Source organism: Streptomyces sp. NPDC032091 (genome assembly GCF_055580265.1).
Genome location: NZ_JBVILR010000019.1, coordinates 70,051 through 92,393, shown reverse-complemented (window position 1 = coordinate 92,393; position 22,343 = coordinate 70,051). Strand labels below are relative to the sequence as shown.

The window sequence follows — 22,343 nt, the reverse complement described above, 5'->3', positions numbered from 1 at the left end:
CATCTCCGCGCTCTGGCGCGCGAGTTACCGCCGAGTTACTGTCTCTTCCACACGCACGGGACCGGCCTGGTGACGCAGCCGCCCCGTGTCAGTCGGTTCACCGCTCCACCCGTACGCACGGCAGGACCCCGGGACAGGGTCGTGCCGCCCAGGCCCCCGCGCCCACTTCCGGGCGCGATCCCTCCGGGCCCGCTCCCCGCACGGCCGCAGCCCATCCGGCAGGCCGTACGGCTCTTCGCGCGCACCGTGCGCCGCGCGCGCCCTCCCTCAGTCGTCACCCTCATTCCACTGGAGTCCCGCGATGGACCTTCCGTCCACGTCCAGTCCCTCCTCCCCGCACACCATCGCCGTCGTCGGCCTGGGCACCATGGGCACCGGCATCGCCGAGGTCCTCGCCCGGGCCGGCCGCGAGGTCGTCGGCATCGACGTCAGCGAGACGGCCGCCCGCCGGGCCGCCGGGGCCCTCGCGGCCGCCACGGCCCGCTCGGTGGCCAAGTACAAGCTCACCGAGGAGGAGCGCGAGGAGGTCCTCGCCCGCTTCCGCACCTCCACCGAGCTGTCCGCCGCCGCCGACGCCGACCTGGTCATCGAGGTGGTCCCGGAGGACTACGACCTCAAGCTCCGGGTGTTCCGGGAACTGGACGCGATCGTCCGGCCCGACACGGTCCTGGCCACCGGCACCAACGCGCTGTCCGTGACCCGGCTCGCCGCCGAGTCGCTGCGGCCCGAGCGCGTCCTGGGCATGCACTTCTTCCACCCGGCCCCGGCGATGAAGCTCGTCGAGATCGTCTCCAGCGTGCTGACCTCGCCCGCCGCGGTCGAGGCGGTCACCGCCCTGGCCCGGGAGCTGGGCAAGGAGCCCGTCGCGGTCGGCGACCGGCCCGGCTTCGTCGCCGACGGCCTGCTCTTCGGCTACCTCAACCAGGCCGCCGCGATGTACGAGGCCAAGTACGCCTCCCGCGAGGACATCGACGCGGCCATGAAGCTGGGCTGCGGCCTGCCGATGGGCCCCCTCGCCCTGCTCGACCTGGTCGGCGTGGACACCGCCCGTACGGTCCTGGAGGCCATGTACGCCTCCTCCGGCGACCGGCTGCACGCCCCGGCCCCGATCCTGGGCCACCTCGTGGAGGCGGGCCTGACCGGGCAGAAGGCCGGCCGCGGCTTCTACACGTACGAGGCCCCGGGCAGCCCTGTGGTCGTCCGCGACCTCCAGACGCCGCTGGACGGCTCCCTGCTGGGCTCGGGCCGCCCGGTCCACTCGGTCGGCGTGGCCGGCTCCGGGACCATGGCGAGCGGGATCGCGCAGGTCTTCGCGCAGGCCGGATACCCGGTGGTGCTGGCCGCGCGGAGCCAGGAGAAGGCGGAGGCCGCGAAGGCCGCGATCGGGAAGTCCCTGGACCGTGCGGTGTCCAGGGGCCGCCTGACCGAGGAGGCCGCCGCGCAGACCCTCGCGCTGGTCACCCCGGCCGGGTCGCTGGAGGCCTTCGCCGAGGTGGACCTGGCCGTGGAGGCCGTCGCCGAGGACCTGGAGGTCAAGCAGCAGCTGTTCGCGGGCCTGGACAAGGTCTGCAAGCCCGGCGCGGTGCTGGCCACCACCACCTCCTCGCTGCCGGTGATCGCCGTGGCGCGGGCCACCGAGCGCCCGCAGGACGTGATCGGGATGCACTTCTTCAACCCGGCACCGGCCATGAAGCTGGTCGAGGTGGTCCGGACCGTCCTGACCGCCGACGACGTGCACGCCACGGTCCGCGAGGTCTGCGGCAAGGTCCGCAAGCACGCGGTGGACTGCGGGGACCGGGCCGGGTTCATCGTGAACGCGCTGCTGTTCCCGTACCTGAACAACGCGGTCAAGATGGTCGAGCAGCACTACGCCAGCCTCGACGACATCGACGCCGCGATGAAGCTGGGCGGCGGCTACCCGATGGGCCCGTTCGAGCTCCTCGACGTGGTCGGCCTGGACGTGTCGCTGGCCATCGAGAAGGTGCTCCACCGCGAGTTCCGCGACCCGGGCCTGGCCCCGTCGCCGCTGCTGGAGCACCTGGTCGCCGCGGGCTGCCTGGGCCGGAAGACCGGCCGCGGATTCCGTGAGTACGCCCGCCGGTAACCCGCCGGGCCCTGAGCAGGATGCGTGGGGAGGGCTGCTCGGGTCCGCCGGACCCTCACGGCGGACACACCCTCCCGAGCCCAGTGCGGGCTCTCCCCCGCATCCGCCCCCCGCCCACCCCCCTCCGGCGCGCACACCCGCCCGGATGAAGTACTTTCGCTCTATGTCCCAGCCCGCCAAGACCTCACCCCGCGCCTCCTCGGCCTCCGACGCCCCCGAGGGCACGGCGGGCACCCGGGCGGCGGCCCAGCGCCTGAAGATGCGCCGCGAGCTCGCGACGGCGGCCATGGAGCTGTTCGCGACGAAGGGGTACGAGGCCACGACGGTCGACGAGATCGCCGCGGCCGCCGGGGTGGCGCGCCGGACCTTCTTCCGGCATTTCCGGTCCAAGGAAGAGGCGATCTTCCCGGACCACGACGACACCCTGATCCGCGCCGAGGCGGTCCTGGACGTGGCCCCGGCGCACGAGCACCCGCTGGACACGGTGTGCCGGGGGATCAAGGAAGTCATGAAGATGTACGCCGCCTCGCCGGCGGTGTCGGTGGAGCGCTACCGGCTGACCCGCGAGGTACCGGCGCTGCGGGAGCGGGAGATCGCCTCGGTGGCCCGCTACGAGCGGCTGTTCACCCGCTACCTGCTGGCCCATTTCGACGAGACCGACCACCACGACGGCAACGACGACCCGCTGCTCGCCGAGGTGGCCGCGTCCGCGGTGGTGACCGCGCACAACCACGTGCTGCGGCGCTGGCTGCGGGCCGGCGGCCAGGGGGACGTGGAGGCGCAGCTGGACCACGCCTTCGGAATCGTCCGCAAGACCTTCGGGTCGGGGATCGGCGCCGGCCGCTCGCTGGGCGGCGCTCCGGCGGTCCCGCAGACGGCGGTGCGCACGGAGGGCGAGGTGCTCGTCGCGGTGGCCCGGACCGACGCCCCGCTCGACGAGGTCATGCGGACCATCGAAGAAGCACTCAAGAACAGGTAAGTCGCTCGCGTCACAGCGGCCGCTCCCGGTACGGGGGCGGCCGCTTTCGTTTGTCCGGCTTGCCCCTACTCGTGGGTAACTCTGATCGATCATCGCTCATCTGCGCAGGTCAGTAGGCAAATGAGAGAAATTTTTGGCACGCAGTGCCTTGCCGAGTGACACGGGGTGCCATACGTTGAATCCCGTCCGGACGTCCCCGCGGTCCACGCCCACTCGGCACGGAACGCGCCCCGGATGCCTGCGTCACCAGGCCCCCGCCCGCCCCACCACAGGCGCGGCCGCACCACAGCCCGCCGGACCGACGGCACCTCGCAGCACCCACGACCAGCTCCCACGCACGCACCGCGTACCCCTCTGCGCACCCTCAAACAGCGCTCAGCCGGAGGCAACACCGTGAAGGACATCCTGGACGCGATTCAGTCGCAGTCCGCCACCGCCGCAGACTTCGCGGCGCTGCCGCTGCCCGACTCGTACCGCGCGATCACCGTGCACAAGGACGAGACCGAGATGTTCGACGGTCTCGCCAGCCGGGACAAGGACCCCCGCAAGTCCCTGCACCTGGACCAGGTCCCGGTGCCGGAACTCGGCCCGGGCGAGGCCCTGGTGGCCGTCATGGCCTCCTCGGTCAACTACAACTCGGTCTGGACCTCGATCTTCGAGCCGGTGTCGACCTTCAGCTTCCTGGAGCGCTACGGCAGGCTGAGCGACCTCAGCAAGCGCCACGACCTCCCCTACCACATCATCGGCTCCGACCTCGCGGGCGTCGTGCTGCGCACCGGCCCCGGGGTCAACTCCTGGAAGCCGGGCGACGAGGTCGTCGCGCACTGCCTGTCGGTCGAGCTGGAGTCCTCGGACGGCCACAACGACACGATGCTCGACCCCGAGCAGCGCATCTGGGGCTTCGAGACCAACTTCGGCGGCCTTGCCGAGATAGCGCTGGTCAAGTCCAACCAGCTGATGCCGAAGCCCGACCACCTGAGCTGGGAGGAGGCCGCCTCCCCCGGCCTGGTCAACTCCACCGCCTACCGCCAGCTGGTCTCCCGCAACGGCGCCGGCATGAAGCAGGGCGACAACGTCCTCATCTGGGGCGCCAGCGGCGGCCTGGGCTCCTACGCCACCCAGTTCGCCCTGGCCGGTGGCGCCAACCCGATCTGCGTCGTCTCCTCCCCGGAGAAGGCCGAGATCTGCCGGTCCATGGGCGCCGAGGCGGTCATCGACCGCAACGCCGAGGGCTACAAGTTCTGGAAGGACGAGCAGACCCAGGACCCCAAGGAGTGGAAGCGCTTCGGCAAGCGCATCCGCGAGCTGACCGGCGGCGAGGACATCGACATCGTCTTCGAGCACCCGGGCCGCGAGACCTTCGGCGCCTCCGTCTACGTCACCCGCAAGGGCGGCACCATCACCACCTGCGCCTCCACCTCGGGCTACATGCACGAGTACGACAACCGCTACCTGTGGATGTCGCTGAAGCGGATCATCGGCTCGCACTTCGCGAACTACCGCGAGGCCTGGGAGGCCAACCGTCTGATCGCCAAGGGCAAGATCCACCCCACCCTCTCCAAGGTCTACTCCCTGGAGCAGACCGGCCAGGCCGCGTACGACGTCCACCGCAACCTCCACCAGGGCAAGGTCGGCGTCCTCGCGCTCGCCCCCGAGGAGGGCCTGGGCGTCCGCGACCACGAGCTGCGCGCCAAGCACCTCGACGCCATCAACCGCTTCCGCAACGTCTGAGTCCGCTCAAAGGCCGTAAGGATCGCCTGAGATGACAGAGCGCCAGAAGGACCGTCCGTGGCTCATGCGGACGTACGCCGGCCACTCCACGGCCGAGGCGTCCAACGAGCTGTACCGCCGCAACCTCGCCAAGGGACAGACCGGCCTGTCGGTGGCCTTCGACCTGCCGACGCAGACCGGTTACGACCCGGACCACGTCCTCGCCCGCGGCGAGGTCGGCCGGGTCGGCGTCCCCGTCTCCCACCTGGGGGACATGCGGCGGCTGTTCCAGGACATCCCCCTGGAGCAGATGAACACCTCGATGACGATCAACGCCACCGCCATGTGGCTGCTGGCGCTCTACCAGGTGGCCGCCGAGGAGCAGGGCGCGGACATCGCCAAGCTCCAGGGCACCACCCAGAACGACATCGTCAAGGAGTACCTCTCGCGCGGGACGCACGTCTTCCCGCCGGGACCGTCCCTCCGCCTGACGACGGACATGATCGCGTACACGGTCAACCACATCCCGAAGTGGAACCCGATCAACATCTGCTCGTACCACCTCCAGGAGGCCGGGGCCACCCCGGTCCAGGAGATCTCGTACGCGATGTCCACCGCGATCGCCGTCCTGGACTCGGTGCGCGACTCGGGCCAGGTGCCGGAGGATCGTTTCGGCGAGGTGGTCGCCCGTATCTCCTTCTTCGTGAACGCGGGCGTCCGCTTCATCGAGGAGATGTGCAAGATGCGCGCCTTCGGCCGCATCTGGGACCAGGTCACCCGGGAGCGCTACGGCATCGAGGACGCCAAGCAGCGCCGCTTCCGCTACGGCGTCCAGGTCAACTCCCTCGGCCTCACCGAGGCGCAGCCGGAGAACAACGTCCAGCGCATCGTGCTGGAGATGCTGGCCGTCACCCTCTCCAAGGACGCCCGCGCCCGCGCGGTGCAGCTGCCCGCCTGGAACGAGGCGCTGGGCCTGCCCCGGCCCTGGGACCAGCAGTGGTCGCTGCGCATCCAGCAGGTCCTCGCGCACGAGAGCGACCTGCTGGAGTACGAGGACATCTTCGCCGGCTCCCACGTCATCGAGGCCAAGGTCGACTCCCTGGTCGCCGACTGCCTGGCCGAGATCGACCGGATCCAGGAGATGGGCGGCGCGATGGCCGCCGTCGAGTCCGGGTACCTCAAGGGCGAGCTGGTCTCCTCGCACGCCGAGCGGCGCGCCCGGATCGAGGCCGGCGAGGACAAGATCGTCGGCGTCAACTGCTTCCAGCAGACCGAGGAGAACCCGCTCACCGCCGACCTCGACGGGGCGATCATGACGGTCGACCCGGCCACCGAGGCGCTGACCGTGGAGCGGATCGTGCGCTGGCGCGCCGAGCGGCAGGAGTCCTCGGAACGGCAGGGGGAGGGAGACCCGTTCGTCTTCCCGACCGTGGGCCAGGCCCTGGACCGGCTGAAGGAGGCCGCCGCCGGGACCGAGAACCTGATGGAGGCCACCCTGGAGTGCGCCCGGGCCGGTGTCACCACCGGCGAGTGGGCCAACGCCCTGCGCGAGGTCTTCGGCGAGTTCCGCGCCCCGACCGGGGTCTCCTCGGCCCCGGTGGCCGTCACCGCCGAGGAGGGCACCCCGCTGGCCCTGGTCCGCGAGAAGGTCGCCCGCACGGCGGACGAGCTGGGCTCCGGCCGGCTGCGCCTGCTGGTCGGCAAGCCCGGCCTGGACGGGCACTCCAACGGCGCCGAGCAGATCGCCGTGCGGGCCCGCGACGCCGGCTTCGAGGTCGTCTACCAGGGCATCCGGCTGACGCCCGAGGAGATCTCGACGGCGGCGCTGGCCGAGGACGTGCACTGCGTGGGACTGTCCATCCTGTCCGGCTCGCACAGCGCGCTCGTGCCGGACGTGCTGGAACGCCTCCGTACGGCGGGGGCGGGTGACATCCCCGTGGTCCTCGGCGGCATCATTCCGAACGCCGATGCCATCGCCCTCAAGGCGGCCGGAGTCGCCGCCGTCTTCACACCCAAGGACTTCGGTATCACGGAGATCATCGGCCGTATCGTCGACGAGATCCGGAAAGCGAACAAGCTCGACCCCCTGGAGGTCTCCGCATGACCACGCCCACGTCCCCCGTGAACCGGCTGCGGCCGCGCCGTTCCTGCCTCGCGGTGCCGGGCTCCAACCCCCGGTTCCTGGAGAAGGCCCAGGGTCTGCCGGCCGACCAGGTCTTCCTGGACCTGGAGGACGCCTGCGCGCCGCTCGCCAAGGAAGGCGCCCGCCACACCATCGTGGACGCGCTGAACAACGGCGACTGGACCGGCAAGACCCGCGTGGTGCGCGTCAACGACTGGACCACCCACTGGACGTACCGCGACGTCATCACGGTCGTCGAGGGCGCCGGCCAGAACCTCGACTGCATCATGCTGCCGAAGGTCCAGGACGCCCAGCAGGTCGTGGCGCTCGACCTCCTGCTCACCCAGATCGAGAAGACCATGGGCTTCGAGGTCGGCAAGATCGGCATCGAGGCGCAGATCGAGAACGCCAAGGGCCTGGTGAACGTCGACGAGATCGCCGCCGCCTCGCCGCGCCTGGAGACCATCATCTTCGGCCCGGCCGACTTCATGGCCTCGATCAACATGAAGTCCCTGGTCGTGGGCATGCAGCCGCCCGGCTACCCGGCGGACGCCTACCACTACATCCTGATGCGGATCCTGATGGCGGCCCGCACGCACGACCTCCAGGCGATCGACGGCCCCTTCCTCCAGATCCGCGACGTGGACGCCTACCGCGAGGTCGCCGGCCGCGCCGCCGCCCTGGGCTTCGACGGCAAGTGGGTCCTGCACCCGGGCCAGGTCGACGCGGCCAACGAGGTCTTCTCCCCCTCGCAGGAGGACTACGACCACGCCGAGCTGATCCTCGACGCGTACGACTGGTGCACCTCCGAGGCGGGCGGCAAGAAGGGCTCCGCGATGCTCGGCGACGAGATGATCGACGAGGCCAGCCGCAAGATGGCCCTGGTCATCGCCGGCAAGGGCCGGGCCGCCGGCATGCAGCGCACCACCAAGTTCGAGATCCCGGAGGCCTGAGCGCCATGCAGTTCGGACGCACCTACGAAGAGTTCGAGGTCGGCGCGGTCTACAAGCACTGGCCCGGGAAGACGGTCACGGAGTACGACGACCACCTCTTCTGTCTGCTGACCATGAACCACCACCCGCTCCACATGGACAGCAATTACGCGGAGAACACGACCGACTTCGGCAAGAACGTGGTCGTGGGCAACTACGTCTACTCGCTGCTGCTGGGCATGTCCGTGCCGGACGTCTCCGGGAAGGCCATCGCCAACCTGGAGATCGAGTCCCTGCGGCACGTGGCGCCGACCTTCCACGGCGACACGATCTACGGCGAGACCACGGTCCTCGACAAGACCCCGTCGAAGTCCAAGGACGACCGCGGGATCGTGTACGTGGAGACCAAGGGCTACAAGCAGGACGGCACCCTCGTCTGCGTCTTCCGGCGCAAGGTGATGGTCCCGACCGAGACGTACATCAAGGCGCGCGGCGGCGAGCAGCCCGGCCGGCCTCAGCTGAAGGAACAGGGGAAGTAGCCATGGCCCGACTCGCCCAGACCGCCGGGCTCACGGACGTCCAGCAGGAGATCCTGAAGACCGTCCGGGAGTTCGTCGACAAGGAGATCATCCCGGTCGCGACCGAGCTGGAGCACCGCGACGAGTACCCGCAGCAGATCGTCGACGGGCTCAAGGAGCTCGGCCTCTTCGGCCTGATGATCCCCGAGGAGTACGGCGGCCTGGGTGAGTCGCTGCTCACCTACGCGCTGTGCGTCGAGGAGATAGCGCGCGGCTGGATGTCCGTCTCGGGCATCATCAACACCCACTTCATCGTGGCGTACATGCTCAAGCAGCACGGCACGCAGGAGCAGAAGGAGTACTTCCTCCCGCGCATGGCGCTGGGCGAGGTGCGCGGCGCGTTCTCGATGTCGGAGCCGGGACTGGGCTCCGATGTGTCGGCCATCACGTCCAAGGCGGTCAAGGACGGCGACGAGTACGTCCTGAACGGCCAGAAGATGTGGCTGACGAACGGCGGCTCGTCGACCCTGGTGGCCGTCCTGGTGCGGAGTGACGAAGGACACCCCGAGGGCACGGCCCCGCACAAGTCGATGACCACCTTCCTCGTCGAGAAGGAGCCGGGCTTCGGTGAGGTCCGCCCGGGCCTGACCATCCCGGGCAAGATCGACAAGATGGGCTACAAGGGTGTCGACACCACCGAGCTGATCATGGACGGACTGCGCATTCCGGCCAATCGGGTCCTCGGCGGCCAGACCGGCCGAGGGTTTTACCAAATGATGGACGGGGTCGAGGTCGGCCGCGTCAACGTGGCGGCCCGTGGCTGTGGCGTCGCGCAGCGTGCGTTCGAGCTGGGTGTCTCTTATGCCCAGCAACGTCACACTTTCGGCAAGGCCATCGCCCAGCACCAGGCCATCCAGTTCAAGCTGGCCGAGATGGCTACCAAGGTCGAAGCGGCCCATGCCATGATGGTGAACGCAGCACGCAAAAAGGACTCCGGGGAACGAAACGACCTGGAAGCCGGCATGGCGAAGTACCTCGCCTCCGAATACTGCAAGGAGGTCGTCGAGGATGCCTTCCGCATCCACGGCGGCTACGGATTCTCGAAGGAGTACGAGATCGAGCGTCTCTACCGGGAGGCCCCGATGCTTCTGATCGGTGAAGGTACCGCCGAGATCCAGAAAATGATCATCGGGCGCCGCCTGCTGGAGGAGTACCGAGTCCAGGGCTGAAAGTCCCTTTTGCGGTGACTCATCCCACGGTTTTCCGTGGGAGAGTCACTGCGAGTCACTGGCTGGGGGCCATCGACTCGGCTTCTGGCTTGCCCAGTTGTTGCGCGCAACCGATAGCATTCCAGTAAAGCCGCCGTCCCGTCCCCCCGTTTGCGGCGCGGCAATCACCCGCTACGAAGGTCATCCATGCCCCACAGCCAAACCTCTGCACCTCGCGACAGCCGACTCGGCGTACGCCTCGCGCGCGGAGCATCGCCGTGGCTTCTGCCGACCGTTGCCACCGCGGCCCTCAGCCTGGCCCGGGCCCGCAAGTCCGGGCGCTGGGCCGCTGTGGCCGTGCCCACCACCGCGCTCGCGGCGGGCATGCTGTGGTTCTTCCGCGACCCCGAGCGCGAGATCGCCCAGGGCCGCGTCATCTCGCCCGCCGACGGTGTGGTGCAGAGCATCATGCCGTGGAAGGACGGGCGCACCCGCGTCGCGATCTTCATGAGCCCGCTGAACGTCCACGTCAACCGCGCGCCCCTGGCCGGCACGGTGACGTCCGTGGAGCACATCCCCGGCGGGTTCGTCCCGGCGTTCAACAAGGAGAGCGAGAACAACGAGCGCGTCGTCTGGCACTTCGACACCGAGCTCGGCGACATCGAGATGGTGCAGATCGCCGGCGCCGTCGCCCGTCGCATCGTCCCGTACCTGCCGGCCGGCACCAAGGTGGAGCAGGGCGAACGCATCGGTCTGATCCGCTTCGGCTCCCGCGTCGACATCTACCTCCCGGAGGGCGTCGAGGTCGCGGTCGAGGTCGGTCAGGCCACCACCGCGGGGGTGACCCGAATTGACCGTGACTGACCCCGAGACTCCTGCCACCGGCTGGGTGCCCGAGTCCGCCCCGGAGGAGTCCGCCGAGGACGACATGCCGCTCTCGCTGCGGCTGTCGATAGCGGACACGCTCACCCTGGGCAACGCGACCTGCGGGTTCATGGCGGTGTACTTCACCACCACCGGGATCCTCATCCCGCACCTGACCGGCAGCGGCGAGTCCGGCATGGCCCGGCACAGCGCGGCGACCGCGGTGATACTGATGCTGCTCGCGGCGGTCTTCGACCTCTTCGACGGCATCGTCGCCCGCAAGCTGCGCAGCTCCCCGATGGGCGCCGAGCTGGACAACCTCTCCGACCTGATCAGCTTCGGCCTCGCGCCGGCGTACTTCGTGCTGGTCTACGGGATGGTCGCCGACGACGCGCACCAGAAGGTGTCGGCGCTGGCGGCGATCGTGGTCCTGCTGGCCGTGGTCCTGCGCCTGGCGAGATTCAGCTGCGTGACGATGAAGGACGGCATGTTCCAGGGCATGCCGAGCCCCTTCGGCGCGCTGACGGTCGTCTCGATCGTCCTGCTGGAGCTGCCGTTCGTCCCGACGCTGCTGGCGATCGTGGGCGTGGCCTGGCTGATGGTCAGCCGGGTCGAGTACCCGAAGCCGCGGGGGGCCCTCGCGGCGGCGATGCTCAGCTGGATCGTGGGGGCCATGGGCCTCCTGGCGGCCTGGGCGTTCGACGCCCCGGGCGGCCAGCTGCTGCTCCAGACGGGGTGCGCGCTGCAGATCGCCCTCGCGGCGACGATTCCGCTGTTCGCGACGACGCGGCGGGCGAACACGTTCCGCCACAACCGACGCGAGGCCCGCGCGGCGCAGCTCCCGTAGCGCGGCGCAGCTTCCGAAGGCCCCGGGGTCCCACTTGGCCCCCGGGGCCTTCGCCGTTCCCCGGCGGGGCTGCGCGGGTGCCGCTGCGCGGGGCGAGGTCCCCTACCCGCCCTTCCACCGTTCCCAGGGGCTCTGCCCCTGACCCCGATACCGTGCGCTCCGCGCCCGGTGCGCTCAAACGCCGCGCGGGCTGGAATTCGCGCAGCGAATTTCCAGCCCAGCCGGCGTTTGAGGCGCGGGGGTCTGGGGGCGGAGCCCCCAGGGAACGGGCGAAGGGCGGGTAGGGGACCTCGCCCCGCGCAGCGGGACCACGCCACCCCCGCCCCCCGGGAGGGCTAGGCTTGATGTCGGAAAACCGCCAGCCCCACCCCCGGCCGGCCGGGATGCTGGAGCCATGTACACCGACACCGACCGCTGCGTCAGGGCCGTGCAGTCGAAGGACGCCCGTTTCGACGGGTGGTTCTTCACCGCGGTCCGGACGACCGGCATCTACTGCCGGCCCAGCTGCCCGGCCGTGCCGCCCAAGGTCGAGAACATGAGCTTCCTGCCCAGCGCGGCCGCCTGCCAGCAGGCCGGCTACCGGGCCTGCAAGCGGTGCCGGCCCGACACCAGCCCCGGGTCCCCCGAGTGGAACGCCCGCGCCGACGCCGTCGCCCGCGCGATGCGGCTCATCCAGGACGGGGTCGTCGACCGCGAGGGGGTCCCCGGGCTCGCCACGCGGCTCGGCTACTCCGCCCGGCAGGTCGAGCGGCAGCTGAACGCCGAGCTCGGCGCCGGCCCCCTCGCCCTGGCCCGCGCCCAGCGCGCGCAGACCGCCCGGCTGCTGATCGAGACCTCCGAGCTGCCGATGGGCGACGTCGCCTTCGCCGCCGGCTTCTCCTCCATCCGGAACTTCAACGAGACCGTCCGCGAGGTCTTCGCCCTCACCCCCGGCGAGCTGCGGGCCCGCGCCGCCCGGGCGGGGCGGCGGGAGCCGCGGATCCCCGGGACCCTGAGCCTGCGGCTGCCCTACCGGGCCCCGCTGAACCCCGACAACCTCTTCGGCCACCTCGTCGCCACCGCCGTCCCCGGCGTGGAGGAGTGGCGGGACGGGGCCTACCGTCGGACGCTGCGGCTCCCCCACGGCTCCGGGATCGTCGCCCTCACCCCCGGCCCCGACCACATCGGCTGCCGGCTCGCGCTGACCGACCTGCGGGACCTGACCATCGCCATCAGCCGCTGCCGGTGGATGCTCGACCTGGACGCCGACCCCGAGGCCGTCGACGACCAGCTGCGCACCGACCCGCTGCTGGCCCCGCTGGTGGACAAGGCGCCCGGGCGCCGGGTGCCCCGTACCGTCGACGCGGCGGAGTTCGCCGTACGGGCGGTGCTCGGGCAGCAGGTGTCCACGGCCGCCGCGCGGACCCACGCGGCCCGCCTGGTGACCGCGTACGGGGAGCCCGTCGAGGACCCGCAGGGCGGGCTGACGCACCTGTTCCCCTCCCCCGGGACGCTGGCGGGCCTCGATCCCGAGGCGCTGTCGATGCCGCGCAGCCGCCGCACCACGCTCACCACCCTGATCGCGGCCCTGGCCGACGGCTCCCTGCCGCTGGGCATCGACAGCGACTGGGAGGTGGCCCGCGCCCGGCTGGGCGCCCTGCCCGGATTCGGGCCGTGGACCACGGAGATCATCGCGATGCGGGCCCTGGGCGACCCGGACGCCTTCCTCCCCTCCGACCTCGGGGTCCGCAAGGCCGCCCGGGGGCTGGGGCTGCCCTCGACGCCCGCCGCGCTCACCGCCCGCGCGGCCGGCTGGCGGCCCTGGCGCGCGTACGCCGTCCAGTACCTCTGGGCCACCGACGACCACCCGATCAACCGCATGCCCGCAGAAGGAGCACCGTCGTGACCAGCACCAGGCAGCACACCGTCGTCGACAGCCCGTACGGGGCGCTGACCCTCGTCGCCACCGACGGGGTCCTGAGCGGGCTGTACATGACCGGCCAGCGCCACCGCCCGGACGAGGAGTCCTTCGGCGAGCGGGTCGCGGCGGCCGAGGAGCCGTTCCCCGAGGTGGTGCGGCAGCTCACCGCGTACTTCGCCGGCGAGCTGACCGAGTTCACCGTCCCGGTGAAGCTGGAGGGGACCGCGTTCCAGCGCAGCGTCTGGGAGCAGCTCGTCCGGATCCCGTACGGGCAGACCTGGTCCTACGGGCGGCTCGCGGCGGAGCTCGGGAAGCCGGGCGCCTCCCGTGCGGTGGGCCTGGCCAACGGGAAGAACCCGGTCGGCATCATCGTGCCCTGCCACCGCGTGATCGGCGCCTCCGGCTCGATGACGGGCTACGGCGGCGGGATCGAGCGCAAGGTGCGGCTGCTGGAGTTCGAGGGCCGCGGTGCCTGACCGGGGTCAGACCACCGCCAGGGGGACCAGCAGCGCGAAACCGGCGCCCGCCTCGACGGCGTAGGCGTAGAGGGACGGGTGCTGGACCGGCGCGGCGAGCAGGACCAGGCTCTGCTGGGTCGCGGCGGCCTTCACCCAGTCGCCGTCGGCGCCGAGCCGGCCCTGGTACCAGCCCTCGCAGGGGCCGGGGCCGGTGACGGCGAGGACGTCGTCCTCCCGGCGGTAGAAGGCCTGCCAGCCCTCGGCGGGCGCGGACCAGGCCTCGAAGTCCTCGAAGTTGGCCCAGCCGCCCTCGCGGATCGCGGTGTCGAACAGCCAGACCGGCATCCCCTCGGGGGAGACCTCGCCGCCCGACTGCTCCTCGGTGGTGAAGTGGACCATGGGAAGGGCGTCGGGACCGTCGGCCGTGCTCGGCCAGGCGTACATCGTGATCATCTGTTGATTCTGCCCTGGGTCGAGGCGTTCGGGACAGGCAGGGGCGTGGGGCGGTTCAGGCGTTCCCGGGGCGGCGGCCGTTCTCCAGTTCCACGGTCCCCTCCCCCGACTCCAGTACGCGACAGGCCTCTTGGGTGCGCCGGCCGAGCGACCCGAGGAGGTAGGCGGGGAGCTCGGCGGGCTCGACGAGCTTCCAGGAGAGCAGTTCCTCCTCCTGGAGGGTGATGGACGCCAGCTGGGCGGAGTCGAGCACGCCGCCGTCGTAGAGGTAGGCGACCAGCGGCGGGCGGCCCTCGCCCAGGCTCCAGTCGACGGCGAGGAGCCGGCCGAGGGGCAGGTCGAGGCCGATCTCCTCGGCGCTCTCGCGGCGGGCGGCCGTACGGGGCGACTCGCCCAGGTCGGATTCGATCGTGCCGCCCGGCAGGGCCCAGCCCTCGCGGTAGTTGGGCTCGACGAGCAGGACCCGGCCCCGCTCGTCGCGGAAGAGGGCGGCGGCGCCGGCCAGCACCCGGGGCAGGCTCGCGATGTAGGTGGCGAAGTCATCCGTGGTGGTCACGCCGCCACCCTAACGGGCCCGCCCGGGACCCGTTCCGGGTGGTTCACCCCCGCGGGTCCGGGCCGTCCTCGCGGTCGCGGCCCCGGCCCTCGGCGACGCGGCGCAGCCGGGGGTGGCGGACGGGGTTCGCCTCGGTGACGGCCTCGCCCACCATGGCCCGGACGGCGTCGCGCAGCCCGTGCAGGGCGGGGTGGCGGGCGGGTCCGGCGCCGGGGTCCTCGCGCAGTTCGCGCAGCAGCGCCCAGCACAGCAGCAGCATGACGAGCACGAACGGCAGGGCGACGAGGATGGTCGCGGCCTGGAGGGACTTCAGGCCGCCCGCGACGAGCAGGACGGCGGCGACGGCGGCCATCAGGACGCCCCAGGTGACCACGAGCCAGGTCGGCGGGTGCAGGGAGCCGCGGCTGGTGAGCGAGCCCATGACCAGGGAGGCGGAGTCGGCGCTGGTGATGAAGTACGTCATGACCAGGGCCATGGCCACCCAGGAGGTGAGGGTGCCGAGCGGCAGGGCGTCGAGCATCGCGAAGAGCGAGGCCTCCGCGCCCTCCTTGGCCTTGGCGGCGAGGTCGGCGGCGCCGGTGGAGTCCAGGCGGATGGCGGTGCCGCCCATGACGCAGAACCAGACGACCGTGGCGCCGGAGGGGACGAGGAGCACCCCGACGAGGAACTCGCGGATGGTGCGGCCGCGGGAGATCCGTGCGATGAAGGTGCCGACGAAGGGGGCCCAGGAGAGCCACCACGCCCAGTAGAAGATCGTCCACGCGCCGAGCCAGGCCCGGTCGGTGAAGGCGCCGGTGCGGCTGGCCATGGGCAGCAGCTCGTGCAGATAGCTGCCGACGCCGGCGGGGATCACGTCGAGGACGTAGACGGTCGGGCCGAGCAGGAAGACGAAGAGCATCAGGGCGGCGGCGAGTACGACGTTGAGGGTGCTGAGCCATTTGACGCCCTTGTGCAGTCCGGAGAAGGCGGACAGCACGAAGGCGGCGGAGAGCGATCCGATGATGACCAGCTCGACGCCGGTCGAGGCGCGGATCCCGGTGGTGATGTTCAGGCCCTCGGCGACCTGGAGGGCGCCGAGGCCGAGGCTGGTGGCGGTGCCGAAGACGGTGGCGAAGACGGCGAGCAGGTCGATGGCCCTGCCCGGCCAGCCGGCGGCCCGGCGCTCGCCCATGAGGGGGACGAAGGCGGAGCTGAGGCGGTTGCCGCGGCCCTTGCGGAAGGTGGCGTAGGCGAGGGCGAGGCCGGCGATGCCGTAGATGGCCCACGGGGTGAGGGTCCAGTGGAAGAAGGAGTAGTCGAGGGCGGCGCGGGCCGCGTCGCCGGTGCGGGGGGCGGCGCCGCTGGCGGGGGGCGGGGCGAGGTAGTGGGTGAGGGGCTCGCCCACCCCGTAGAACATCAGGCCGATGCCCATGCCGGCGCTGAACATCATCGCGATCCACGCGAGGTTGCCGAACTCGGGCTCGGAGTCGTCGGCGCCGAGCCGGATGCGGCCGAAGCGGCTGACGGCGAGGACCACGCACAGGACGAGGAAGACGTCGGCGGCGATCACGAAGAGCCAGGCGAAGTTGTCCAGCACCCAGGCCAGGGCGGAGCCGGAGGCGCTGTCGAAGGAGTCCTTGCCCAGGGCGGCCCAGGCGACGACGGCCAGCACGGCGGCCACCCCGACGGTGACGACCGTACGGTCGGGACTGTCGTCCGGCGGGCCGCCGCCGGGCCCCGCGCCGAGGGCGTCCGGGCGTGCCTCTTCCAGTGATTCCGCGCTCATGCGGCCACACTATGCAGGCGTATATCCGTATTTAGGCGCATGGCACGCCGCATGTGGCCCAGGCCACTCGTGGGCATAGGAGGATCCTCCGGATAAGCTCATGGCGGCGCGACTGCACTGTTCGATAGCAAGGGATTAGCAAGGTGACGGACGGAGCAGTAACTGAGGCCGCGCGCGTGCTCATCGCCGCGGACAAATTCAAGGGCTCGCTCACGGCCGTTCAGGTCGCGGAGCGGGTGACGGCGGGTCTTCGCCGGGCCGTACCGGGCGTGGAGGTCGAGACCCTCCCCGTCGCGGACGGCGGCGACGGCACGGTCGCGGCCGCCGTGGCGGCCGGGTTCGAACGCCGGGAGGTCCGGGTCACCGGTCCCCTCGGCGAGCAGGTCACGGCCGCTTTCGCGTTCCGTGACGGCACCGCGGTGGTCGAGATGGCCGAGGCCTCCGGGCTCCAGCTGCTCCCCGCGGGCACCTTCGCCGCGCTGACGGCGACCACGTACGGCTCCGGCGAGCTGCTGAAGGCCGCGCTGGACGCGGGCGCGCGCTCGATCGTCTTCGGCGTGGGCGGCAGCGCCACCACCGACGGCGGCGCGGGCATGCTCGCCGCACTGGGCGCGGTGTTCCTGGACGCGGACGGCGCACCGGTGGGCCCGGGCGGCGGCGCGCTGGCCTCGCTGGCGTCGGCGGACCTGTCGGGCGTCGACCCGCGGTTCGCGGACGTGGACTTCGTCCTGGCCAGCGACGTGGACAACCCGCTGACGGGCCCGAAGGGCTGCGCGGCGGTGTACGGCCCGCAAAAGGGGGCCTCGCCGCAGGACGTGGCGACCCTGGACGCGGCGCTGGGCCACTACGCGCAGGTGCTGGAGAAGGCGATCGGCCCCAAGGCCGCCGAGCTCGCCGCCTCCCCCGGCGCGGGCGGCGCGGGCGGCATCGGCTACGGCGCGCTGCTGCTGGGCGCGAGCTTCCGCCCCGGCATCGAGCTGATGCTGGAGGTGCTCGGCTTCGCGCCGGCGCTGGAGCGGGCCACACTGGTGATCACCGGTGAGGGCTCCCTGGACGAGCAGACCCTGCACGGCAAGGCCCCGGCCGGTGTCGCGGCGGCGGCGCGGGCCGCGGGGAAGCCGGTGGTCGCGGTGTGCGGGCGGCTGCTGCTGGGGCAGGAGGCGCTGGAGGCGGCGGGCATCCGCAAGGCGTACCCCCTGACGGACCTGGAGCCGGACCCGGCGAAGTCCATCCCGAACGCGGGGCCCCTGCTGGAGCGCGTCGCGGAGAACATCGCCGCCGAGGTCCTCTGACCCGGCCGGCCGTTGCTCCCGAGGCCCGGTACCCCGCTACGGGGGTGCCGGGCCTCGGCCGTCCGGGGGCGCCGGCGGGGCCGCGAACAGCCCGCGCCGCGTTGGGGCGCACGGGTGTGGAGCGCACGTACGGGATCACACCGCGGCCAGGACCTCCGCCGTCGTGAGCACGCGGGCGAAGCCGCCGCCGTGGAGGTTGACGGCGGTGGCCGCCGCCAGTTGGGCGGCGGTGAGGGTGAGGCCCTCCGGCCCCGCGAGGTCGAACGTGTGGGTGGCGTCCAGCGGGACGAGGACCTCGTAGCCCAGGTTCCCGCCCATCCGGGCGGTGGTCTCGACGCACATGTTGGTCTGGATGCCGGTGACCACCAGCTGCCGGATGCCCCGCGCGGTGAGCCAGTCCCCCAGGTCCGGGGTGCCGTAGAAGGACGAGTTCACGGTCTTGGTGACGAGCAGGGCCTCCCGCCCGGCCCGCTCGGCGACGAAGTCCTTGAAGGCGTGGCCGGGCCGGTCGGCGGCGAGGACGGACCCCGGGCGCAGCGAAGCGTGCCGGACCAGCACCACCGGGCGGCCCGTCTCCTGCCAGGCGTCCATCAGGGCGGCGATGTTGTCCTCGGCCGCCGGGTTGTCTCGCGGGCCCCAGAAGGAGGCGTCGTCGAAGCCCTTCTGCACGTCGATGACGATCAGGGCACTGTCGGGGGCGATCTCGATCGCGTTCTCGGTCATGGGTCGATCATGGTTCGCCCCGCCCCCGCGCCCCAGGGGCGACGGGGACGCGAAACGATGGGATCCTGCCAGCCTGGCAGGATCACCGGGCGGGCCTCTGGCAGAGTGGCCGCATGCACCGCGTCGCGATCGTCGCCCAGCCCGGCATCCGCGCCTTCGACCTCGCCGTGATCACCGAGGTCTGGGGGCCCGACCGCAGCCGCAGCGGGGTGCCCCCGTTCGAGCTGCGCCGCTGCGCGCTGGAGCCCGGGCCCATCGCCCTGCCCGGCGGGCTCACCCTCGCCCCCGACCGCGGCCTGGACTGGCTCGACCGGGCCGACCTGGTCGTCGTGCCGGCCCTGGCCGAGCCCACCGACCCGACGCCCGAGCCGGTGCTGGCCGCCCTGCGGCAGGCGCACGCCCGCGGCGTACCGGTGGCGGCGCTGTGCGCGGGGGCGTTCGTCCTCGCCGAGGCGGGACTGCTGGACGGGCGGCGCGCGGTGACGCACTGGTGGCTGGCCCCGCAGCTGGCCGCCCGCCACCCCGCGGTGCTGGTGGAGGAGGCCCCGCTGTTCGTGGAGGACGACGGGCTGTGGACCTCCGCCGGGGTCGCCTCCGGCATCGACCTGTGCCTGCACCTGGTGCGCGAGGCCCACGGCGCGGAGGCCGCCGCCGCCATCGCCCGTTCGATGGTGACGGGCCCCTTCCGCACCGGGGACCACGCCCAGTACCTGGACCGGCCCACCCCGGCCGCCGACCGGACGGCCGAGGCGCTGGCCGCCGTACGCCAGCAGGCCCTGCGCCGGCTGCACGAGCCGCTGGACGTGGCCACCCTGGCCCGCTGGGCCGGGATGTCCCCGCGCTCCTTCGCCCGGCACTTCACGGCCGCCACCGGGACCACACCCCACCAATGGCTGCTGAGCCGCCGGCTGGACGAGGCCCGCAAGCTGCTGGAGCGCACCGACCATCCGGTGCCCGAGGTGGCCCGCCGGGCGGGGTTCGCCAGCGAGGTGACCTTCCGCCAGCACTTCGCGGCGGCCTTCGGGCGCAGCCCGCGCGCGTACCGCACGGCGGCGGCCAACGCCCCCATACCCGGTGACAGTGTTAGAAATGGCTCATGACCGGACGTTCGGGTCGGCACAGGGAGACGCGGCCGGGGAGCCTGCTCGCGCGCCTCTCCCTGGCCCGGGACAGTCTCGCCGGTCAGGTGTTCTCCCTCCAGGCCCTCATCGTGCTGCTGCTGATCACGGCCGCCGCCGTGGCCCTGGTCTTCCAGGCCCGCTACGACGGCGAGAAGGACGCCCGCAACCGCTCGCTGGCCGCCGCCGAGGCCTTCGCCCACGCCCCCGGCCTGCCCGCCGCCCTGGCCTCCCCGAACCCCACCGCCGAGCTCCAGCCGCTGGCCGACGCCGCCCGCAAGGCCTCCGGGCTCGACTTCATCGCGGTCCTGACCCCCGACGGGATCCGCTACACCGACTCCCGGCCGGACCTGATCGGCAAACGCGCCACCGGCGACCTGGGGCGGGCCGCCGCCGGGGAGGCCTTCACGGAGGTCTTCCGGGGCGCCCCCAGTGACGCGGTCCGCGCCGTGGTCCCGGTACGGGACGCGCGGGGCACGGTGGTCGGGCTGGTCTCCACCGGCATCGAGATCGAGAACGTGAGCCATGTGGTCGAGGGGCAGCTCCCGCTGCTGATCGGCGCCGCCGTGGGCGCCCTGCTGCTGGGCACCGCGGGGGCCGCCCTGGTCAGCGGGCGGCTGCGACGCCAGACCCGGGGCCTGGGCGCCGCCGAACTGGCCCGGATGAACGAGCACCACGAGGCGGTGCTGCACGCCGTGCGCGAGGGCGTGCTGATCGTCGGCGCCGACCACCGGCTGCTGCTCGCCAACGACGAGGCCCGCCGGCTGCTGGACCTGCCGCCCGACGCCGAGCAGCGGCACGTCGGCGAGCTGGGCCTCGATCCGGGCACCGCGGAGCTGCTGCTGTCCGGCCGGGTCGCGACGGACGAGGTCCACCTGGCGGGCGACCGGCTGCTGGCCCTCAACCTGCGGCCCACCGCGCCCTTCGCGGGGCGGCCGTCGGGCAGCGTGATGACCCTGCGCGACACCACCGAGCTCGCCGCGCTCTCCGGCCGCGCCGAGGTGGCCCGGGAGCGGCTCCAGCTGCTGTACGACGCGGGGGTGCGGATCGGCACGACCCTGGACGTGGCGCGCACGGCGGAGGAGCTCTCGGAGGTGGCCGTGCCGCGCTTCGCCGACTTCGTCACCGTCGAGCTGCTGGAGCCGGTGCTGCGCGGGGAAGAGCCCTCGCCGGCGGCCGGGATGCACACGCGGATGCGCCGGGCGGCGATGTCGGGGGTGCGCGCCGACCAGCCGCTCCAGCCGGTCGGCGACACCATCTTCTTCGCGGTGCCCACGGCCCCGATGGCAGCGGCCCTGGACGCCGGTCATGCGGTGCTGGCCGCCGACCTGCGCGCCGCGATGGGCTGGCGGGCGGCCGACCCGGCGGGTACGCGCGTGGCCCTGGAGTATGGGTTCCACTCGCTGATCTCCGTACCGCTCCAGGCGCGCGGGGTGGTGCTGGGGATGGCGAACTTCTGGCGGGCGGCGGACACCCAGGAGGCCTTCGACGAGGAGGACCTGTCCTTCGCGGAGGAGCTGGGTGCGCGCGCGGCCGTCTCCATCGACAACGCCCGCCGCTTCACCCGGGAGCACGCCACCGCGGTGACCCTCCAGCGCAGCCTGCTGCCCCGGGTGCTGCCGGACCTGAGCGCGGTGGAGACGGCCTTCCGGTACCTGCCGGCGCAGGCGGGGGTGGGCGGGGACTGGTTCGACGTGATCCCGCTGCCGGGGGCGCGGGTGGCGCTGGTGGTGGGCGACGTGGTGGGGCACGGGGTGCACGCGGCGGCGACGATGGGCCGGCTGCGGACGGCGGTGCACAACTTCTCGACGCTGGACATGCCGCCCGACGAGCTGCTGGGGCACCTGGACGAGCTCATCGACCGGATCGACCAGCTGGAGAGCGGCGAGCCGGGCGGTGGCGCGGGGCCCGGCGGCCGGGCGGGCGAGGAGGCCGGCGCGGGGGCCGAGGAGCCGGCCGGGATCACCGGCGCCACCTGCCTGTACGCCGTCTACGACCCGGTGTCGGGCCACTGCGTCATGGCGAGCGCCGGCCACCCGGGTCCCGCCCTGGTCCACCCGGACGGGCGGGTGGAGTTCCCCCAGCTGCCGACCGGTCTCCCGCTCGGGGTGGGCGGGATGCCCTTCGAGGCGGCGGGGCTGGCCCTGCCCGAGGGCAGCCGGCTGGTGCTGTTCACCGACGGGCTGCTGGAGGACCGGGACCGGGACTTCGACGCCGGGCTGGAGCTGCTGGGGCGGACGCTGGCCCGGGCGGGCCGCAGCCCCGAGCAGGCCTGCGCGGACGTCCTGGCGGCGATGCTGTTCCCGGCGCCGAGCGACGACATCGCACTGCTGATCGCCGAGGCGCGGCGGCTGGATCCGCACCTGATCGCGGAGTGGGAGGTCCCCGACGATCCGTCGGCGGTCTCCCGGGTGCGCCGCGCGGCGGCGGGACAGCTGGAGGCGTGGGGGCTGGAGGAGCTCTCGTTCACCGCCGAGCTGGTCCTCAGCGAGCTGATCACCAACGCGATCCGGTACGGGAACGAGCCGATCAGGGTCCGCCTGCTGCACGACCGGAACCTGATCTGCGAGGTCTCCGACGGCAGCAGCACGTCCCCGCACCTGCGGTACGCGGCGACCACCGACGAGGGCGGCCGCGGGCTGTTCCTCGTCGCGCAGTACGCGGAGCGCTGGGGCACCCGCTACACGGAGCGGGGCAAGGTCATCTGGGCGGAGCTGTCGCGCGCCTCCGGGGCGGAGCCGCCGCTGCCGCTGGACCTGGACCTGGACGCCCTGGGGGACCTGGCCTGGTGACG

At 72.4% G+C, this 22,343-nt stretch carries 18 protein-coding genes; 14 read left to right on the top strand and 4 right to left on the bottom strand.

Annotation, left to right across the window (positions count from 1 at the left end; translation table 11 throughout):
* Window positions 1–301 precede the first annotated feature (301 nt).
* From ACZ5NJ_RS27305 to ACZ5NJ_RS27255, 11 genes are all read left to right on the top strand, one after another.
* Window positions 302–2,104: a 3-hydroxyacyl-CoA dehydrogenase family protein gene (locus ACZ5NJ_RS27305; RefSeq protein WP_468768029.1), complete on the top strand. Its 1,803-nt coding sequence runs from the start codon at window positions 302–304 to the stop codon at window positions 2,102–2,104.
* A gap of 163 nt (window positions 2,105–2,267) precedes the next feature.
* Window positions 2,268–3,083, top strand: a complete 816-nt coding sequence (locus ACZ5NJ_RS27300; RefSeq protein ID WP_468768027.1) for a TetR family transcriptional regulator — start codon at window positions 2,268–2,270, stop codon at window positions 3,081–3,083.
* Between the two features lie 393 nt (window positions 3,084–3,476).
* A complete protein-coding gene (gene ccrA, locus ACZ5NJ_RS27295; protein ID WP_468768025.1) occupies window positions 3,477–4,814 on the top strand; it encodes a crotonyl-CoA carboxylase/reductase in 1,338 nt (445 codons plus the stop codon).
* Between the two features lie 31 nt (window positions 4,815–4,845).
* The gene (locus ACZ5NJ_RS27290; RefSeq protein WP_468768023.1) at window positions 4,846–6,897 is read left to right on the top strand and encodes a protein meaA; all 2,052 of its coding nucleotides are present in this window, start codon (window positions 4,846–4,848) and stop codon (window positions 6,895–6,897) included.
* Complete coding sequence (locus ACZ5NJ_RS27285) at window positions 6,894–7,868, top strand: HpcH/HpaI aldolase/citrate lyase family protein (RefSeq protein WP_399484595.1); 975 nt, start codon at window positions 6,894–6,896, stop codon at window positions 7,866–7,868. The genes ACZ5NJ_RS27290 and ACZ5NJ_RS27285 overlap by 4 nt, the downstream gene beginning before the upstream one ends.
* 5 nt (window positions 7,869–7,873) lie before the next feature.
* On the top strand, window positions 7,874–8,386 hold the full coding sequence (locus tag ACZ5NJ_RS27280; RefSeq protein WP_007267475.1) for a MaoC family dehydratase: 513 nt from the start codon (window positions 7,874–7,876) through the stop codon (window positions 8,384–8,386).
* A gap of 2 nt (window positions 8,387–8,388) precedes the next feature.
* Window positions 8,389–9,594 carry an acyl-CoA dehydrogenase family protein gene (locus ACZ5NJ_RS27275; RefSeq protein ID WP_344166407.1) on the top strand — a complete coding sequence of 402 codons (1,206 nt, stop codon included), beginning with the start codon at window positions 8,389–8,391 and terminating at the stop codon, window positions 9,592–9,594.
* A 186-nt stretch (window positions 9,595–9,780) separates the two neighbouring features.
* On the top strand, window positions 9,781–10,437 hold the full coding sequence (locus ACZ5NJ_RS27270; RefSeq protein ID WP_468768021.1) for a phosphatidylserine decarboxylase: 657 nt from the start codon (window positions 9,781–9,783) through the stop codon (window positions 10,435–10,437).
* Window positions 10,424–11,284 (top strand): CDP-diacylglycerol--serine O-phosphatidyltransferase, encoded by an 861-nt coding sequence (pssA, locus tag ACZ5NJ_RS27265; protein WP_237293154.1) that lies wholly within the window; start codon window positions 10,424–10,426, stop codon window positions 11,282–11,284. The genes ACZ5NJ_RS27270 and pssA overlap by 14 nt, the downstream gene beginning before the upstream one ends.
* 394 nt (window positions 11,285–11,678) lie before the next feature.
* Window positions 11,679–13,169: an AlkA N-terminal domain-containing protein gene (locus ACZ5NJ_RS27260; protein WP_468768020.1), complete on the top strand. Its 1,491-nt coding sequence runs from the start codon at window positions 11,679–11,681 to the stop codon at window positions 13,167–13,169.
* Window positions 13,166–13,660: a methylated-DNA--[protein]-cysteine S-methyltransferase gene (locus tag ACZ5NJ_RS27255; RefSeq protein WP_468768019.1), complete on the top strand. Its 495-nt coding sequence runs from the start codon at window positions 13,166–13,168 to the stop codon at window positions 13,658–13,660. Before ACZ5NJ_RS27260 ends, ACZ5NJ_RS27255 begins: the two co-directional genes overlap by 4 nt.
* 6 nt (window positions 13,661–13,666) lie before the next feature.
* On the opposite strand, the gene ACZ5NJ_RS27250 is transcribed toward ACZ5NJ_RS27255, so the two are convergent.
* From ACZ5NJ_RS27250 to ACZ5NJ_RS27240, 3 genes are read right to left on the bottom strand one after another with little or no spacing between them, the layout of a single operon-like run.
* The gene (locus ACZ5NJ_RS27250; RefSeq protein WP_468768018.1) at window positions 13,667–14,095 is read right to left on the bottom strand and encodes a hypothetical protein; all 429 of its coding nucleotides are present in this window, start codon (window positions 14,093–14,095) and stop codon (window positions 13,667–13,669) included.
* A 55-nt stretch (window positions 14,096–14,150) separates the two neighbouring features.
* On the bottom strand, window positions 14,151–14,651 hold the full coding sequence (locus ACZ5NJ_RS27245; protein ID WP_468768016.1) for an NUDIX domain-containing protein: 501 nt from the start codon (window positions 14,649–14,651) through the stop codon (window positions 14,151–14,153).
* A 43-nt stretch (window positions 14,652–14,694) separates the two neighbouring features.
* Window positions 14,695–16,416 (bottom strand): BCCT family transporter, encoded by a 1,722-nt coding sequence (locus tag ACZ5NJ_RS27240; RefSeq protein ID WP_468768014.1) that lies wholly within the window; start codon window positions 16,414–16,416, stop codon window positions 14,695–14,697.
* A gap of 143 nt (window positions 16,417–16,559) precedes the next feature.
* Between ACZ5NJ_RS27240 and ACZ5NJ_RS27235 the strand changes: the two genes are divergently transcribed.
* On the top strand, window positions 16,560–17,708 hold the full coding sequence (locus ACZ5NJ_RS27235; protein ID WP_468768013.1) for a glycerate kinase: 1,149 nt from the start codon (window positions 16,560–16,562) through the stop codon (window positions 17,706–17,708).
* Window positions 17,709–17,843: 135 nt separating this feature from the next.
* On the opposite strand, the gene ACZ5NJ_RS27230 is transcribed toward ACZ5NJ_RS27235, so the two are convergent.
* A complete protein-coding gene (locus ACZ5NJ_RS27230; RefSeq protein ID WP_468768011.1) occupies window positions 17,844–18,431 on the bottom strand; it encodes a cysteine hydrolase family protein in 588 nt (195 codons plus the stop codon).
* Window positions 18,432–18,544: 113 nt separating this feature from the next.
* On the opposite strand from ACZ5NJ_RS27230, the gene ACZ5NJ_RS27225 reads away from it, so the two are divergent.
* Window positions 18,545–19,531 (top strand): GlxA family transcriptional regulator, encoded by a 987-nt coding sequence (locus ACZ5NJ_RS27225; protein ID WP_468768010.1) that lies wholly within the window; start codon window positions 18,545–18,547, stop codon window positions 19,529–19,531.
* Entirely contained in the window at window positions 19,528–22,341 is a 2,814-nt protein-coding gene (locus ACZ5NJ_RS27220) for a SpoIIE family protein phosphatase (RefSeq protein WP_468768009.1), read from the top strand. The genes ACZ5NJ_RS27225 and ACZ5NJ_RS27220 overlap by 4 nt, the downstream gene beginning before the upstream one ends.
* The last annotated feature ends 2 nt before the right edge of the window (window positions 22,342–22,343 follow it).

Bases quoted from the DNA above. Each gene is read 5' to 3' on its own strand.
- ACZ5NJ_RS27305 (WP_468768029.1), top strand. From the start codon at position 302: ATGGACCTTCCGTCCACGTCCAGTCCCTCCTCCCCGCACACCATCGCC.
- ACZ5NJ_RS27300 (WP_468768027.1), top strand. From the start codon at position 2,268: ATGTCCCAGCCCGCCAAGACCTCACCCCGCGCCTCCTCGGCCTCCGAC.
- ACZ5NJ_RS27290 (WP_468768023.1), top strand. From the start codon at position 4,846: ATGACAGAGCGCCAGAAGGACCGTCCGTGGCTCATGCGGACGTACGCC.
- ACZ5NJ_RS27285 (WP_399484595.1), top strand. From the start codon at position 6,894: ATGACCACGCCCACGTCCCCCGTGAACCGGCTGCGGCCGCGCCGTTCC.
- ACZ5NJ_RS27280 (WP_007267475.1), top strand. From the start codon at position 7,874: ATGCAGTTCGGACGCACCTACGAAGAGTTCGAGGTCGGCGCGGTCTAC.
- ACZ5NJ_RS27275 (WP_344166407.1), top strand. From the start codon at position 8,389: ATGGCCCGACTCGCCCAGACCGCCGGGCTCACGGACGTCCAGCAGGAG.
- ACZ5NJ_RS27270 (WP_468768021.1), top strand. From the start codon at position 9,781: ATGCCCCACAGCCAAACCTCTGCACCTCGCGACAGCCGACTCGGCGTA.
- ACZ5NJ_RS27260 (WP_468768020.1), top strand. From the start codon at position 11,679: ATGTACACCGACACCGACCGCTGCGTCAGGGCCGTGCAGTCGAAGGAC.
- ACZ5NJ_RS27250 (WP_468768018.1), bottom strand. From the start codon at position 14,095: ATGATCACGATGTACGCCTGGCCGAGCACGGCCGACGGTCCCGACGCC.
- ACZ5NJ_RS27240 (WP_468768014.1), bottom strand. From the start codon at position 16,416: ATGAGCGCGGAATCACTGGAAGAGGCACGCCCGGACGCCCTCGGCGCG.
- ACZ5NJ_RS27230 (WP_468768011.1), bottom strand. From the start codon at position 18,431: ATGACCGAGAACGCGATCGAGATCGCCCCCGACAGTGCCCTGATCGTC.
- ACZ5NJ_RS27225 (WP_468768010.1), top strand. From the start codon at position 18,545: ATGCACCGCGTCGCGATCGTCGCCCAGCCCGGCATCCGCGCCTTCGAC.
- ACZ5NJ_RS27220 (WP_468768009.1), top strand. From the start codon at position 19,528: ATGACCGGACGTTCGGGTCGGCACAGGGAGACGCGGCCGGGGAGCCTG.